Annotated in this window: 15 protein-coding genes; 5 read left to right on the top strand and 10 right to left on the bottom strand. The window is 59.4% G+C overall.

What is annotated here, in order from left to right; genetic code table 11:
* Both RDN59_RS04850 and RDN59_RS12290 read left to right on the top strand, forming a co-directional pair.
* Positions 1-513: TetR/AcrR family transcriptional regulator (locus tag RDN59_RS04850; RefSeq protein ID WP_308606854.1), on the top strand; the 513-nt coding region annotated here is incomplete at its 5' end.
* 242 nt (positions 514-755) lie between these two features.
* Positions 756-1,388 carry a class I SAM-dependent methyltransferase gene (locus tag RDN59_RS12290; RefSeq protein WP_374044589.1) on the top strand — a complete coding sequence of 211 codons (633 nt, stop codon included), beginning with the start codon at positions 756-758 and terminating at the stop codon, positions 1,386-1,388.
* A 220-nt stretch (positions 1,389-1,608) separates the two neighbouring features.
* Here the strand turns inward: RDN59_RS12290 and RDN59_RS04845 are convergent, their stop codons facing one another.
* The 4 genes from RDN59_RS04845 to RDN59_RS04830 form a co-directional block, all read right to left on the bottom strand.
* Complete coding sequence (locus RDN59_RS04845) at positions 1,609-1,965, bottom strand: hypothetical protein (RefSeq protein WP_308606853.1); 357 nt, start codon at positions 1,963-1,965, stop codon at positions 1,609-1,611.
* Positions 1,966-1,976: 11 nt separating this feature from the next.
* Complete coding sequence (locus RDN59_RS04840) at positions 1,977-2,351, bottom strand: TetR/AcrR family transcriptional regulator (protein ID WP_236659304.1); 375 nt, start codon at positions 2,349-2,351, stop codon at positions 1,977-1,979.
* A gap of 176 nt (positions 2,352-2,527) precedes the next feature.
* Positions 2,528-4,735 (bottom strand): LamG-like jellyroll fold domain-containing protein, encoded by a 2,208-nt coding sequence (locus tag RDN59_RS04835; protein ID WP_308606852.1) that lies wholly within the window; start codon positions 4,733-4,735, stop codon positions 2,528-2,530.
* Between the two features lie 202 nt (positions 4,736-4,937).
* A complete protein-coding gene (locus RDN59_RS04830) occupies positions 4,938-6,722 on the bottom strand; it encodes an NAD(P)/FAD-dependent oxidoreductase (protein ID WP_308606851.1) in 1,785 nt (594 codons plus the stop codon).
* 205 nt (positions 6,723-6,927) lie between these two features.
* Between RDN59_RS04830 and RDN59_RS04825 the strand changes: the two genes are divergently transcribed.
* Positions 6,928-7,356 (top strand): OsmC family protein, encoded by a 429-nt coding sequence (locus tag RDN59_RS04825; RefSeq protein WP_308606850.1) that lies wholly within the window; start codon positions 6,928-6,930, stop codon positions 7,354-7,356.
* A 126-nt stretch (positions 7,357-7,482) separates the two neighbouring features.
* On the top strand, positions 7,483-8,409 hold the full coding sequence (locus tag RDN59_RS04820) for a DUF1906 domain-containing protein (protein WP_308606849.1): 927 nt from the start codon (positions 7,483-7,485) through the stop codon (positions 8,407-8,409).
* Between the two features lie 23 nt (positions 8,410-8,432).
* On the opposite strand, the gene RDN59_RS04815 is transcribed toward RDN59_RS04820, so the two are convergent.
* The 6 genes from RDN59_RS04815 to RDN59_RS04790 form a co-directional block, all read right to left on the bottom strand.
* Positions 8,433-9,449 carry a hypothetical protein gene (locus RDN59_RS04815; RefSeq protein ID WP_308606848.1) on the bottom strand — a complete coding sequence of 339 codons (1,017 nt, stop codon included), beginning with the start codon at positions 9,447-9,449 and terminating at the stop codon, positions 8,433-8,435.
* Between the two features lie 51 nt (positions 9,450-9,500).
* Positions 9,501-11,147, bottom strand: coding sequence for a cation acetate symporter (locus tag RDN59_RS04810; RefSeq protein WP_308606847.1), 1,647 nt, complete (start codon positions 11,145-11,147; stop codon positions 9,501-9,503).
* 3 nt (positions 11,148-11,150) lie between these two features.
* A complete protein-coding gene (locus RDN59_RS04805) occupies positions 11,151-11,495 on the bottom strand; it encodes a DUF485 domain-containing protein (protein WP_046647301.1) in 345 nt (114 codons plus the stop codon).
* 461 nt (positions 11,496-11,956) lie between these two features.
* Positions 11,957-12,814 carry an aldo/keto reductase gene (locus RDN59_RS04800; protein WP_175974644.1) on the bottom strand — a complete coding sequence of 286 codons (858 nt, stop codon included), beginning with the start codon at positions 12,812-12,814 and terminating at the stop codon, positions 11,957-11,959.
* 175 nt (positions 12,815-12,989) lie between these two features.
* Positions 12,990-13,346, bottom strand: a complete 357-nt coding sequence (locus tag RDN59_RS04795) for an FKBP-type peptidyl-prolyl cis-trans isomerase (RefSeq protein WP_010187736.1) — start codon at positions 13,344-13,346, stop codon at positions 12,990-12,992.
* Positions 13,347-13,474: 128 nt separating this feature from the next.
* Positions 13,475-14,767, bottom strand: coding sequence for a citrate synthase (locus RDN59_RS04790; protein ID WP_175974646.1), 1,293 nt, complete (start codon positions 14,765-14,767; stop codon positions 13,475-13,477).
* A gap of 151 nt (positions 14,768-14,918) precedes the next feature.
* On the opposite strand from RDN59_RS04790, the gene serC reads away from it, so the two are divergent.
* The gene (gene serC / locus RDN59_RS04785) at positions 14,919-16,049 is read left to right on the top strand and encodes a phosphoserine transaminase (RefSeq protein ID WP_308606844.1); all 1,131 of its coding nucleotides are present in this window, start codon (positions 14,919-14,921) and stop codon (positions 16,047-16,049) included.
* The last annotated feature ends 7 nt before the right edge of the window (positions 16,050-16,056 follow it).

The following is a 16,056-nucleotide window of genomic DNA, read 5'->3' as shown; positions in this document are numbered from 1 at the left end:
TTGGACGAAGGTGGATTGAGGGCTCTCACCATGAGAGCTGTGGCGCAACAGGTGGGCGTCGCCCCAGCTAGCTTGTACTCCCGCGTGGAGTCAGTCGACGACCTATTCGACCTCGCCCTCGATACAGCGCTTGCAGATGACCCCGCAATGTCCGAGTCGATCAGCAACGCCGACCTCCCCACCCTGATGCAAGCTTTCTTCACGCACCTCACGACCCACCGGTGGGCTGGTCAGGTCATCGGCATGCGCGCCCCCAGAGGCCCTGCTTACCTAGTGCTCTCTGAGCGTATGTGCGTCCTACTCGAGCGAGAGGGAGTCCCGGACCCGTTGGGAACTGCCTACCGGTTATCAAACCTAGTGATCGGCGCCGCTCTGACCGCTCCCATGGCGCCCGACGAAAAGCGTGTTGCCATCAACCCCGAACAAGCCCCGACTTATGCGCGCCTCCACGCGGCGCACCACATTAGCCCACAAGAGATCCTCTCCGAAGGCATCAAGAAACTCTTGTCTTGACGGAACCATCCAATTTCGGGCAGCAGCAATGTGAAGAAGACTCGAAATGTCGAGAGGAAGCCCAGCTGGGCCGGTTGTGGAGTAGCTGGGCTAGGGATTGTTCGATTACCCCCCACTTGCAATGGGTCGCGACATCGTTAACAGACTGCCACAGGGCTCGTTCGCTTACTTTTCTCTCTTTTCCGAATGTGTTTACTCAAAAATACACTCTTGGAATTGAGTTAGACTCTCTAGTGGTCGAGATGACTGGAAATCTTTACGGAGTTGACGGAGGCACGTTGTACGACATCGTAAGGCAGGCTTATGCAAAGCGCGCTCCCGAATACGTCGAAGCCTTGGGATCAATTGAGGACATGAGCCCTAAGGACGTCTTACTCATCTCTGAGTGGGGAAGGGCGGTTAATGGTCCGGTGCTGGATGCGGGGTCGGGGCCCGGACACTGGGCAGACTTTTTGCGGACTTTGAAATGTGAAGTAGTCGGGCTTGATATGGTCTCAGAGTTCATTGGAATTGCGAAAAATAGATTTCCCTCCACCAACTTCGTTTTGGGCGAATTGTCGGAGATCCCGCTTAAGTCCTCCAGTCTCGGGGGGATACTTGCTTGGTACTCGTTGATTCATTTGCGGCCAGATGACTGGGGCCTGGTTCTAACTGAATTCGCAAGGACCCTTAGACCGGGTGGCACTCTTCTTCTCGGAGCGTTTTTAGGGGAGCAAGGTGCCCCCTTCGAGCATGCAATTGCCGAGGCATATTACTGGTCAGAGGTAGAGCTTCTCAAGCAGCTGGACTCGGCTGGCTTTCAGGGAATTTCTGTCCATTCTCGATGCACGAATGGCATTAGGCCGCATCTAGACGTTCTTGCACGGCGTTGTTAGTTGGGAACACCTTTGCATTTTGGACAATAACTATTGCGGCAACAGGCACGTAGATCTGGTTATGGCAGTTGTGATGAAGGCTTGGCCGTAGACTCAGTCTGTGGGACTCTCCCGTTTCAACCACCATTTACCGTGAGCGTAAACACCCCTGCATCGAAGTGCGGATTATCCCCGAGCATGCGCGACAAAGAACGACCAGCCCAGTCGATGAGAACAGCCCTTACTCCGCCTGAGCCTTCTCATTAATGCGAGCCGCGCACTCAGTCGGGTTTTCGAGAGACACAATCAACCGGTCAAAGCGTTCGTCTTTAAGCTCGATGACAACAGCGTTCTCATAACCATTAATGTTCCAGAACTGGCGTCCACCGTCAGAGTGGAACGTGCCCGATAGTTTTTGGCCGGCCCGCAGACCCGGTGCTCGAAGGCCTTTGGGCTCGTGCTTCATTCCAGGGTCATGAGTAGCTCCACGAACGTGGTTCCACGAAACCGCGATGCTGCCGGTCAAAGACCAGAGCTTATCAAGCCCGAGCGGCTCAATGACGAGCTCTTTGCCTGTCAGAGTGAGTTTGTTGTTCATGATGGTTCTCCTTATTTTTCGATTCTTTGAGAGCGGGCAAGCACGTGCTGCCCTAGTGAGCTTGGGTCACTGAAGCACAGTTCATAGGCCTGTTGGATTAGTTCCCGTAGATCCTTGCTGACAGGCGCCACCTCAACCAGTGCCACCACTACGAAGTCCTTTGCCGCGTCCGACACTTGCCCGTTCTTAGCTTGGGCGCACACCGCTTCCGCAGCAGCACGGAACAACCCATGCTTTGAGCCATAAATGTTGTAGAAGCTGGACCGGTTAAGACCCAGCTGATTGACCACGACGTCCACTGAGACTGCAGTGAATCCGCTCGTGCCAAATAGCGTGATCGCGCCGGCAAGAACTTCCTTTTCATTGAATTTACGAGGCCGTCCCATGAGTTTCATACTACTCATTCCAGAATGGTTTGTCCATAACTGGATTAGCTTCGACTACACTGCGAAGCCGATTCACTCAAGCCACATTCCTAACAAATAGGTGCCGAAATCGTGCCGTGCAGCAAAAATCCCCCGCCTCAGCGTGAAACGGGGGATGGCGGTCCGTGGGCTGAGCGCTAGTTCAGGCCCGGAATCTTCGGAAGCTTCGGCTGCGGAATGTTCAGGCCAAAGATGCGGTTGATGGTCGGAATGAGGCCGTAGGCCGCGCCGCCGAGGACTGCGATGACAGCGACGATAGGCAGGATGACCTTCGCACCACGACTGGAACCAGCGAAGAAGGCCTGGCCCATGTCGTCGATGGAAGGCTCGTTCTTGCCGTCAGGATCCGTCGGCTGGGACGGCGTGTCCTCGTCGGACGGGTTCTCCTGGACGACTGGGCGGGCGGTGAGCCACTCGTCGGAATCCAGAACGCCCTGGGTCAGGCGGGTCTCACCAATCCAGCCGTACCATGGGTCCTGCGGCTTGCGGTTATCAAAGCCAGCGCCCATGACCCACTGCAGGTCGCGTGGGAGCAAGCCCTCAGCGCCCTTGGCGTTGCGCAGGATAGGAGCACCGTTAATGAACATCTCTACGGTGTCAGAATCCGGCTTGTTGACTACGGCGATGTGCATCCACTCATCGGTGGGAACCTCGTGGGACCAGACAGTGGAGCCTTCACCTTCCTTCGGTTCCGCCCACCAGCGCAGCTCACGGAGGTTGGAGATGCCGAACATGACGGTGGGGTCGGTGTCATCGGAGCCGTCGACAAGCTCAGCGATGCTGGAGTCGCGGGAGAGCGCGCTCCCCCAGCCGTGCTCAGAGCCGTTGAAATCCTTCGGAATCTTCACGAAGGACTCGAAGGTATAGCCCGCGGAGGTATCCACCTTGTTGATTTCAGCACCTTCCTTGGACCGGAACTCCGCCATCGCGGCCTTCCCGGCTGGGTCGGACCAGTACAGGGAACCAGAATCAGAGGATAGCGGGTGGTGGTCAGCGCTGTAGGTGATGCGTTCACCTACGTTGGACGGGCCGCCCGCGCGCACGAGGTCACCATCCCCATCGGCGCCGAAGGCATCGGGGATGATGGCGCCTTTGGTGGCCACATCGCCGTCGGCAAGCTGCTTGCCATTCTTGTTCTTAGCCTGCCCCGGACGCCAGTGGAAAACGGTTTCTTTTGCCTTGACGTAGTCGTTCGGGCCCTCCGGCAGCTGGTCCTTCGGAATTGTGTACGGGGTGTAGCCCTCTTCAGCGATGTCGCGGGCCTTCTGGCCAAGGTCCGGGTCATTCTCATCGCCGATGGTCCACTCCGGGGCAAAGTCGGCGAAGCGCTCCTTGAAGTTGAGCGGCACGTGGTAGCTATCGCCCTTGCCGTCGAGGATGAGCTTGTCGAACTGCGTGAGCTCCTTGGCTGGCTTCTGCGCTACCCACGGGGACAGGGCGGTCATCTCCAGTTCGTTGCCGGAAAGATCGAACTCAAGCACGCCGAGCAGGCCGTTACCACCCTGGTATGCCATCTGGTAGTCCTGCAGGATGCCAATGACGTCGTGGCCTGCATCGTTCTTGTCCACGCGGTAGCCCGCGCCGTGGTGGTGGCCGCCCATGGTCAAGAAGATCTGGTCGTTCTTCTTGATGAACTTGTCCCACAGGCCCTGGCCGTAGTCATCGGAGTAGAAGACCTCACCGGCGCCATCGATGTTGAGAACCTCGTGGCTGGTGAGGATGACCGGCAGGTCTGGGTGCGCATCGAGAACGCCCTGGGCCCACTCGAGCGCTTCGTCATCCGCGCGCCAGGCCAGCGCCAAGACTAGGTACTTCTGGCCCTCGGCCTCAAAAATGTGGTACTCGGAGTCATTGTTGACCGCGGTGTGGCGCTCCTGGAAGGTCTCCGGGTTAGCAGCCTCGGCGCGCTCGGCGCTGAAGTAGTAGTTGTACGGGTGCGCCGACTTGTCCTCAATCATGTCGTGGTTGCCCGGCAGGATGGAGTAGTTCAGGTCGGAGTCATCGAGGACCTTCATGGCCTTGTCAGCGATCTTCCACTCCCCTTCAACATCTGCCTGGTCCACGACGTCACCGAGGTGCGTAGCGAAGTCCATGTTGAGGGCCTTCTGGTTCTTCACCAGCCATTCGGTCTGCGCAGCATAAGGCTCGCTACCGTAGCGCGCCTGAGCCAGGTTGCCGGTCTCCGGGGTGGAGTAACGGGAGTAGAACTGCGTATCCGGCAGCACGCCGATGCTAAAACGCGAGCCCAGGCCTTCTGAAGGTTCGGCAGCAGAGGCAGGGACGACGAGGAACGTACCGGCCACCGAGGCGGTGACCAGGGTGCCGAGCAGGCGGCGAGCAGTCATAGATCTTCCTATCTAAACGAAGTAGTGAGGTTGTTCCATGGTTTAAGCCTGGAACAACCGACAGAGACAAGGAAAGATTATGGCCCGGAGTTTGCGACCGCGTGACCACAATGTGAATTTCCTTTTAAATGACTACCCGCCTTTTAGCTTCCTCATGGCATTGCCATCTACTTCCACAGGCTCCGGCCTGCGCTCGTCTGCCTTAAGAGGTGTGGTACACCGGCGCCAGTTCGTAGACCGGAGTCTCCATCCCCTCATAGCGCGCCTTGAGCTGAAGCGCTAGGTAGCGCGAATAGTGGCGCGATTGGTGCAGGTTGCCGCCGTGGAACCACAGTTGCGGTACCTGAGTGGGCTTCCACATGTTGCGCAGCTCGCCCTCCCACGGGCCAGGATCCTTGGTGGTATCCGAGCCCAAGCCCCAGCACTTGCCCACGGTGTCAGCGACTTCCTTAGAAATCAGCCGCTCGGCCCAGCCATTCATAGATCCGTATCCGGTGGCCAGCACAATGACGTCGGCGGGCAGTTCAGTGCCGTCCGTGAGCACCACAGATTTTTCCTTCACCTCCGCAATGGACACCCCGGATTTCACTGGAATGGAGCCATCAATGACCAGCTCACTGGCACCAACATTGATGTAATAGCCCGAGCCACGGCGCAGGTATTTCAGGTAAAGACCCGAGCCGTCATCGCCAAAGTCGTTCTGGAAGCCGGCCTTCTCCAAACCGTCATAAAAGTCTTTATCGGCCTCACGGATGCCGTCGAAGACTTCACGGTGGACGTCGGGAAGCACGGCGTAGGGCCAGGAGGCAAAGAGGAGGTCCGCTTTATCCGTGTTTACACCGGCCTCCACGGCTTCTTCCGAATAGAGCGGGCCGAAGACATCCTTCATGAGGGTGTCCGATTGCACGATGTGCGTGGAGGAACGCTGAATCATGACCGGTCGTGCACCATGCGCGTAGAGGTCCGCGGCGATGTCGTGGGCGGAGTTGTTCGCGCCCAGCACGATGACGTCCCTGCCCTCATCGCCTGCACCACCTGGGTGTTCCGAGGAGTGCCGGATTTCCCCGGCGAAGTTCTCCTGCCCCTCCAGGTGGGGACGATTCGGCACACCGGACATGCCCGTGGCCAGAACCAGCTGTGTGGGCTCAAGAAGAATCTCTTCTCCATCCTTGCGAACGGTGACCTTCCACGTGCCGCTGGACTCATCGAAGGAGGCCTTCACGCACTCACTATTGGTCCAGTAATCCAAGTCCATGATGCCCACGTAGTGCTCCAACCAATCCCCCATTTTGTCTTTCGGGGTGAACACCGGCCAGTCATCCGGGAAGGGGAGGTACGGCAGGTGGTCGTACCACACTGGATCGTGCAAGCACAGGGAGTGGTAGCGGCCGCGCCACTGGTCGCCGGGGCGGCCTGCCTTATCGACGATGAGCGTGGGAACACCTTGGCGCTTCAGGCGCGCCCCGAGCGCGATACCGCCCTGGCCACCACCGATGATGAGGACGTAGGGCTGTTCCGTATGCCCCAATGCCGCACGGCGTTCTTCCCGCAAATCTGCCCAGTTCTTAGCGTCCTTGACCACCTTATGCTCCGTGCCCAGCGGGCGGCGGCGCCCCTTAGGCTCCGGGAAATTCTTCAGTTCGCGCGCGGAGGTAAGGAAGGTCCACGCCTTGGCTCCCCGAAGGCGAACAATTCCCGTGACATAGAAATTCGCAGACTCACAAGTGAAGTGGACCCGCGTCACGCCATTGTCTTCATCCTCAACCTCCGTTATCTCTGGGTTGTCGAGCTTGGCTTCGGTACCGGCAATCATCGCGGCGATGGCTTCCGAACCTTCGGCGGTGTGCAGGTTCCACGTCACCGCGGCAAGATCCCGCCAGAAGCCCCCGGGCTCGAAAACCTTCTCCACGTCTTCCACGCCAGGCTCCTCTTGGCGCGTGAGGGCGACGAGCTTGTCTAGCCAGTCACGAGCATCCACGGTTTCCATAGCCACCACTCCTTTGGGTCGAAAAATTGCTTGCACCACTATTACCGCCCTAAAGAGATATAAGTCACAGGGCTGCCCCCATCAGATAACTTTGCAAAATGACCTACCCGACCTTTCCGCCGCTCACAGTGGTGCAGTTAAGGCTTGCAAACCCCCAGCTTCCTCCCCCGCCGCCTAGCTCCCCCACTGTCACTAGGATGACGCCATGAGCAATATCACCAAGAAATACTCCGTCGACGTCGCCCGCATCGATACAGGTCACTACCGCGCCACGAACGCGGCGGGCGTCAGCCTCGAGTTCGGCCGCGCCGAGGGGCTACTCAGCCCAGTTGAGCTGCTGCTCGCCGCAGTGGCGGGCTGCTCGGCCGTGGACGTTGACGTGGTCACCTCGCGCCGCACAGAGCCGGAGATCTTCGACGTCCACGTTGAAGGCACCCGCGTCGACGAAGACGGCGCCTCACGGCTGAGCGACGTCGACGTAGAATTCTCCCTCCGCTTTCCCGATACCGACGCCGGGCGCCAAGCCCAGTCCATGGTGGAGCGCCTCGTGCGCATCTCCCAAGAAAAGGACTGCACCGTATCCCGCACGGTGGAAAACCCCACTAACGTCACTTTCCGCACGACAGAGCCTTAAGCGCCTTTAGACAAAGGGATTGTCGTCGCACCCAGCAAATGCTACCCCTGGTGCAATTTTCAACCATTGTGACTAAAGTAATTCCGGAAACTTTCTTCTTCATGCCTCCCAAGGAGAATTCACACCATGTCCTTGTCCCGTCGTTCCCTGTTCAAGGCCAGTGCCCTCACGCTGGCCGCCGGTGCCATCGGTAGCCAGGCGCCCGCTGCACTCGCCGTGGGCCCAGCTTTGGGCACCATCATCGACTTCTCCGCCGATGTTCCTTCCTCCCGCGCCATCAAGGCAGCCGGCCACCTCGGCGCCATCCGCTACGTATCCCAACGCCGCCCCGGAGCAGACTGGATGAAGGGCAAGCCCGTTACCCTAGCGGAGACCAAGGCCAACGCCGCGGCAGGCCTCAAGACCGCCTCCATCTACCAGTTTGGCCGCGCGGAAACTGCTGACTGGCTCAACGGCGCTGCGGGCGCCGCAGTCCATGCGCCGCAGGCCATCGCTATCCACAAGGCTGCAGGCGGGCCGACCGGGCGCCCCATCTACATCGCCATCGATGACAACCCCACCCGCGCCCAGTATGAGAACCAGATCCGCCCCTACCTCAAGGCCTTCTCCGCAGCGCTGAGCGCCGCGGGCTACCAGACCGGCGTGTATGGCAACTACAACGTCATCGACTGGTGTGTCGCCGACCGCATCGGCCAGTTCTACTGGATGCACGACTGGGGCTCTGGCGGAAAGCTCCACCCGCGCACCACCATCCACCAGAAGGCCAAGAATCAAGCCACTATCGACGGCGTAACGTGCGATATCAACACCGTCTACGCCAACGACTGGGGCCAGTGGACCCCGGGCGATGGTGCTGTGGAGCCGCCAAAGGTCAAAGACATCCCAGCAGTCCCTGACGACATCCCGCTGCCCAATGTTTCCCTGCCGGATCCCACTGGGCGCGGCTCAAGCGTCAGCGGCGATGGCATCAACATCGCTGGTTCTTCCATCAGCAATGACCAGGTGCGCGGCGCGGTGGATATTCTCAACACCGTACGCAAATCCATGGGTTAATCAACACGCGGCAGCGCTGGTTTCTACCGCGCCGTCGTTGTCTTCGATGCCGAAGAAGACGGCTTGGAGGACGACGACGTGGTCGATGACGCCGGTGCCGACGGCTCTGTCGACGACGCTGACTTTGAGGTGGTGGAGGGGGCAGCGGTAGACGTCGTCAAGCGCGTGGTGCTAGCGCCAGGATGAGCCAGCGCCTCTTTGTTCAAGTTATTTCCCTTCACGAGATTCTTGCCCGTGATTTCCTTACGTACATAAGACGTGAGCTCCTCAGCTGATCCCTCAATGGAGGCAGCCACAACAAAGTTCTCACCAAAGGACACCGAAGAGTGTCGGTCCTTACTGTCCGACCATCCCCACTTGGAGCCCGCGACGTCACTGAGCTTCGCGGTGCCATAGTTTTGCTGGTAGCCATCGGCTGAGACGGCATCGGCGTGAGACATCGCCACCAAAACTGGGTGCGTCGGATCATCTTCCAAGAGCTGGACGATGAAGCGCACCACGTCATAGGTTGAAGTCATCGAGTGCCCCCAATCCTCCCCCGCTGACGTAGAGTCCAGCCCATATTCCCTGGCGATTGCATCGATGGACCGCGGGTACTTCTCAAAGAGCTTCCCAGCGCTCTCATCCGAAGAATCTGCAATCATGTCCAGCGCTAGGTACTTGTCCTCGAAGGAACCGTGATCCAGCACGTAGGTGGCGATGTAGAGCTTGATCAGGCTGAGCGCATAGCGCGGCTGGTGCTCGGTGGGCGAGCCCATGTGCATGCCTGTCTCAATGCGGTAGTACGTGATCGACTTCTCGTCATCTCCCTTGAGGAATTGCCCCACGCTGTCCTCTACCGCCGCGAGCTGTGGATCGCCCTTCTTATGCGCGATGGGACCGGGAGCGGCCGTGCTGGTGTGCGTTGGGCGCCCCACCGTGGAGTCTTCTTCATTCGCAGGCGAGCACGCGACAAGGGCCGTGGTGCCGAGCACGCACGCCAGAAGGGCGGCACCAGCACGCGCTGGTACCGCCCTATAACGAGGCTGCGGGTAAAACACGAGGTTAGAGTCTACCCGCTGCCGTTTGGAATGTAGTGCTTGAGGTGGCGCTTAGTGGTCCACCGGAGCCTCCACGCCCACACCGGTCAGGGAGCGAACCTCCATCTCGGCGGACAGCTCTTCCAGGTTGTCCGGCGGGGTCATGATGGACACGATCCAACCGGCGAAGAAGGCCAGCGGAATGGTCACGAGGCCCGGAGAGGACAGCGGGAAGATGGACCAGTCGGCGTTCGGGAACATCGAGGTCGGGGTACCGGAGACTGCCGGGGACAGGAAGATGAGCACCAAGCAGGAGATAACACCGGTATACATCGATGCCACAGCGCCCGCGGTGTTGAAACGGCGCCAGTACAGGGAGTACAGGATGGTCGGCAGGTTAGCGGATGCCGCCACCGCGAAGGCCAGGGAGACCAGGAAGGCAACGTTTTGGGTCATGGCCAGAATGCCCAGGATGATGGACACGATGCCCAGGATGACCACGGTGATCTGGGAGACGCGAACCTGCTCAGCCTCAGTGGACTCACCGTTGCGAATCACGGAATGGTAGACGTCGTGCGCAATGGAAGCAGAGGCGGTAATGGCCAGGCCAGCAACAACGGCCAGCACGGTAGCGAAGGCCACAGCGGAGATGACCGCCATGAAGATGGAGCCACCGATTTCCAGTGCCAGCAGCGGTGCTGCTGCGTTGGCACCACCCGGTGCGGCGAGGATGCGGTCCGGGCCAACGAGGGCAGCAGCGCCGTAGCCCAGCACCAGGGTCATGAGGTAGAAGGCACCGATGATGACGATGGCCCAGGTAACGGAGCGGCGAGCCTCGGTCGCGGTCGGCACCGTGTAGAAGCGCATGAGCACGTGCGGCAGGCCACCAACACCCAGCACGAGGGCAATACCCAGAGAGATGAAGTCAAGCTTGGTGGTGAGATTCTTGCCGTACTTCAGACCCGGCTCCATAATCTGGGTAGCCTCGTAGCCGCTTTCCTTGATAGCAGCAGAGCTAGCGTGCATATCAATGGCCTGGGTAAAGAGCGTGCTGAAGCCACCCTTAATCATGACGAAGGTGAGGATGCACATGATGACCACGCCGGTGACCAGAAGCACGGCCTTGATCATCTGCACGTAAGTCGTACCCTTCATGCCGCCGACGAGGACGTAGACAATCATGAGGATGCCCACGATGCCGACAACAACGGCCTGCCACTTAAACTCGTGAATGTTCAGCAGCACGGCAACCAGGGAGCCGGCACCGGCCATCTGGGCGATGAGGTAGAACAGCGACACGAACAGGGTCGAAATCGCGGCCGCCACGCGCACTGGGCGCTGCTTGAGACGGAAGGACAGCACGTCGGCCATGGTGAAGCGGCCGACGTTACGCATCGGCTCCGCGACGAGCATCAGGGCGACGAGCCAAGCAACGAAGAAGCCGACCGAGTAAAGGAAGCCATCGTAGCCGTTGAGGGCGACAGCACCGACGATGCCCAAGAAGGACGCGGCGGACAGGTAGTCACCGGAAATAGCTAGGCCGTTCTGGCGGCCGGAGAAGCTACCACCACCGGTGTAGAAGTCAGAGGCTTCCTTGGTGGACTTACCGGCACGCAGCACCACGTACATGGTGACGATAAGGAAAGCGGCGAAGACCGCAATGTTCAAAATCGGATTGCCGGCGGAGGATTCCGCTTGGGCCAAGGTAATGGTCTGCATGGTTTAGCCCTCCAGTTCCTGGCGAATAGCCGCCGCCTGCGGCTCGATGTTCTTGTTGGCGTAATTGACGTAGATGTACGTAATGATGAAGGTGGTCAGGAACTGAGCCAAGCCGAAGATAAGGCCGACGTTCCAACCGCCGCCAAGCTCGATGGCCATGAAGTCCGGCGCAAAAACTGCGGCCAGCACGTAGAGGACGTACCACAGAAAGAACGCCACAGTCATGGGGAAGGTGAACTTGCGGTATGTGCCGCGCAGCTTCGCAAACTGCGAGCTATCGCGCATCTCGACGAACTCTTGCGGCGTCGGTTCGCGGCGCGAGTCAATCGAAGCAGGTGCGTCAGTCATGTCGCTCTCCTTACAAGGGAATCTTTTCTCCACAAACCGCGGTGAGAGACTTACTACAGTGTCTTCAGTCACGTTTTGCCTTGCCCAGTAAGTTACCTAACCTCTCTTGCAAGGTTGTAAATCCTGCCAAGAAAAGTTGATAACGCACACTTTTATTACCCCCTACCCCTGCGGTGACATGGGATTTCTATCGCGTTGCCAACACCCCCACAGGAAACTCCAAACAGTGAATCTAATTTAGCAAAGCGAAACTTCGCAGCCATTATGCAGATCTTCGCGCCCTTGCGGTATCCCACAGCGCCCTCACCCCCCTTGCATGCCCATTGCCAGAAGGCACAACAAAACCCACCTTCCTCGCTCCTCCACTCCCCTATTTATAAGGAATAAGAAAAATATGGTGAAGGAGAACCAAAGCGTGAAAGGCGGGTTCTATCGCTCGCGCTGGGACTGTGCCCGGCTATTTAAGCACCAGGAAACTCGCGCGGATCCTTAAACATGCGGCCGAAACCTTCCTGACCGTCGAGCGTATCTAGTGCGGCAACATCCTCTGGCGCAAGCTCCACTTCGGCGGCCGCGAAGTTCTCCGCCAGGCGCTCTCGGCGGCTGGACTTCGGGATGACGGAAATGCCCTTACTCAACAGGTACGCCAGCACAGCCTGGCCCGGGGTGATGTCGTGCTTCTCAGCGACGGCGATAACCTCTGGGTTGTTGAGGATCACACCGCGCGCCAACGGGGACCAGGCCTCCGTCACGATGCCGTGGTTATCGTGGAACTGACGCAGCTCCGGCTGCGTGAAGCCCGGGTGCAACTCCACCTGGTTGAGGACCGGAACGATACCCGTCTCATCGATCAGAGTCTGCAGGGTCTCCTCGTAGAAATTAGCCACGCCAATCGACGCGATCTGCCCCATGCCCTGCATGCGGGCAATCTCCTCGAAGGTCTCCACGTACAGCCCACCCTGCGGCCAGGGCCAATGGATGAGGTAGAGGTCGAGGTAATCCAGCTGCAGCTTGTCCAGGGAGGTACGGAAGGCCTGGCCCACCTTGTCTTTACCGTGGTGATCGTGCCACACCTTGCTGGTAATAAACAGCTCGTCGCGGGTGACGTCGCCAGCCTTCATGGCGTCATGCAACGCCTGGCCCAGCTCTTCTTCGTTCTCGTAGAGGGTAGCGGTGTCGAAGTGGCGGTAGCCCAGCTCGATTGCTTCACGCACGGAGCGGACGAGATCCTCCCCGCGCAGCTTGTAGGTTCCAAGCCCCAGCAGGGGCATCTCGCGGTCATCATTGAACGTGGTTTGTGGGACACTCATGACTTCCATTGTGCCGCACTCCCGCGCGCTGTGGAGGAAGATTCTGGCATCACCGCTCGCACGGACAGCCCTTAACGCGCGAAAGCCCCGACCGACCGCGCACAAAGCGCGGCGCTCAGGGCGGTCAGGGCGTCGACAGCCCAAAGGAAAGAGGCAATCCCTTCTATCCCTTTAGGCTTTGGATTTAGGCACGAATGAGGTCGATGACGAAGGTCAACGTGCGGCCGGACAGCGGGTGTGCACCACCGGCGGGGCCATAGGCCTTCTCCGGCGGGATGACCAGCTTGCGACGGCCGCCCACCTTCATGCCCGGGATGCCCTCTTGCCAGCCGGCGATGAGGCCGGTCAGCGGGAACTCAATCGACTGACCGCGGCCCCACGAAGAGTCGAACTCCTGGTTCGTCTCATAGTCGACACCTACGTAGTGGACCTCAACGAAGCCGCCCGGCTGGGCTTCGGCGCCGTCACCCACCACGATGTCTTCGATGACAAGGTCCTGGGGAGCAGGCTCCGTTGCCGGCTCAATTACGGGCTTTTCCATTGGGGATTATCCTCCTTGGACTGTTTTCTTCTTTGCTGGCCGCATACACGTGGGCCGAGCCACAACACTCCCCAGTATAAGGGGAGATGTGGGGCTCGGCCCTAGAAATGCAGCGTATGGGCTATTGTTTAGCGCTCGCTGCGTGGGGTGACCTTGCGCAGGGTCTCGCCGGTGTAGATCTGGCGCGGGCGGTTGATCTTGGTGTTGAGCTCAAGCTGCTCACGGTACTGAGCAATCCAGCCCGGCAGGCGGCCGATGGCGAAGAGGACGGTGAAGAAGTCCGTCGGGAAGCCCATGGCGCGGTAGATCAGGCCGGTGTAGAAGTCGACGTTCGGGTAGAGCTTGCGCTGGACAAAGTAGTCGTCGTTCAGCGCGATTTCCTCGAGCTTCATAGCCAGGTCCAGCATCGGATCGCCACCGAGGTGATCGATGATCTCGTGTGCGGTGTCCTTGACGATGGCCGCGCGCGGGTCGTAGTTCTTGTACACGCGGTGGCCGAAGCCCATGAGGCGAACGCCCTTTTCCTTGTTCTTCACGCGGTTCATGAAGTCGGTGGCGTCGCCGTCGTGGTTGTTCTGGATATCCTCAAGCATCTCCAGAACGGCCTGGTTAGCACCACCGTGCAGCGGGCCGGACAGGGCGTTGATACCACCGGCGATGGCAACGAACAGGTTGGCCTGAGCGGAGCCGATCATGCGGACGGTGGAGGTGGAGCAGTTCTGCTCGTGGTCAGCGTGCAGGATAAGGAGCTTATCCAGAGCCTTGGCCACGATCGGGTCGACCTCATACTCCTCAGTCGGGTAACCGAACATCATGCGCAGGAAGTTCTCGCGAGCGTTCAGCTTGTTATCCGGGTACATGTAGGGCTTGCCCTGGGATGCACGGTAAGCGTAAGCGGCCAGCATCGGCACCTTAGCCAGCAGGCGGACGGTTGCCTTATCTAGCTGCTTCTCATCCAGCGGGTTGAGCTGATCCTGGTAGTAAGCGGAGAGAATGTTAACGGAAGAGGCAAGAACGGCCATCGGGTGCGCGTCGCGCGGGAAGATATTGAAGGCGGCCTTAAAATCCTCATCCAGCAGGGTGTGGTGACGGATATCAGTGTTGAACTTTGACAGCTCGTCCTCATTAGGCAGGTGTCCCTTAATCAACAGGTAGGACACCTCGTTAAAGGTGGCGTTCTCAGCGAGATCCGCGATGTCGTAGCCGCGGTGACGGAGGATGCCTTCCTCACCGTTAATAAAGGTGATCTTGGACTCGGTGGAACCAGTAGCCGCATAACCCGGGTCGAAGGTGACGAGGCCGGTCTCGTTACGGAGCTTGCCGATATCGAAGCCGGAGTCACCCTCCGTGGACTGCTTAATGTCCATCTCGTACTCGCCGCCGGGGTACTGCAGTACAACCTTGTTGCTTTCAGATGCCACGTGTTTTCCTTTCCTCAATGTTCAACGCCGGCCAGGGCCGGCGCAACAAGACTAAACCTCTTCACACTTTAGCAAAACTTGTGACTCTGCCAACATTGGCAATCCTGGCAAAGTATCTAGTGCGCGAACGAAACTAGGCTACACTGCCCACATGAGCAACTCAGAACTCGTCCTGCCAGCAGATCTCCTCCCTACCGACGGCCGCTTCGGCTGCGGGCCATCCAAGGTCCGTCCCGCCCAAATTGAGGCAATCACCGCCGGTGCCGACACCATCATTGGAACTTCGCACCGCAAGCCAGCCGTCAAGAATCTCGTCGGCTCCATCCGTGAGGGGCTCTCCGAGTTGTTCGCGCTGCCAGAGGGCTATGAAATTGTCCTCTCCCTCGGCGGCGCTACCGCCTTCTGGGACGCCGCAACCTTCGGTCTCATCGAAAAGAAATCAGCGCACCTAAGCTTCGGCGAATTCTCCTCTAAATTTGCTAAAGCCGCATCCGCCGCCCCGTGGCTCGACGCCCCGCTCGTCACCGAAGCCGAGGTTGGTACCGCCCCAGACCCGAAGGCTGCCGACGCCGAAGGCGCCGACATCATCGCATGGGCCCACAACGAAACCTCCACCGGCGCTATGGTTCCGGTCACCCGCCCCAACCCCGATAACGCAGAGCAGCTCGTCGTCATCGACGCCACCTCGGGCGCGGGCGGCCTGCCAGTCAACATGTCCGATGCTGACGTCTACTACTTCTCACCCCAGAAGTGCTTTGCCTCCGACGGCGGCCTGTGGCTGGCTGCTATGTCCCCAGCGGCCCTGGAACGCATCGAGAAGATTAACTCCTCCGATCGCTTCATCCCAGCCTTCCTCAACCTGCAGACTGCGGTAGACAACTCCCGCAAGAACCAGACCTACAACACTCCGGCCGTCGCCACGCTGCTCATGCTGGAGGACCAGGTGAAGTGGATGAACGCCAACGGCGGTCTCGACGGCATGGTCAAGCGCACCACGGAGAACTCCTCCATCCTGTACGACTGGGCCGAGTCCCGCCCGGAGGCAACCCCCTTCGTGGCCGAGCCTTCCGAGCGCTCCCTGGTGGTCGGCACCATCGATTTCGAGGACTCTGTCGACGCCGCCGCAGTGGCCGCTACGCTGCGCGCCAACGGCATTCTCGACGTCGAGCCTTACCGCAAGCTCGGCCGCAACCAGCTGCGCGTGGGCCTGTTCCCGGCGATCGACTCTGCGGATGTCACCAAGCTCACCAAGGCTATCGATTACGTTCTGGATAACCGTTAGCCCTCTC

Origin of the sequence: uncultured Corynebacterium sp., assembly GCF_902489365.1 — a bacterium.
GTDB lineage: Bacteria > Actinomycetota > Actinomycetes > Mycobacteriales > Mycobacteriaceae > Corynebacterium.
Note: the sequence above shows the minus strand (reverse complement) of the source record. Positions and strands in the feature narration are given on the sequence as shown.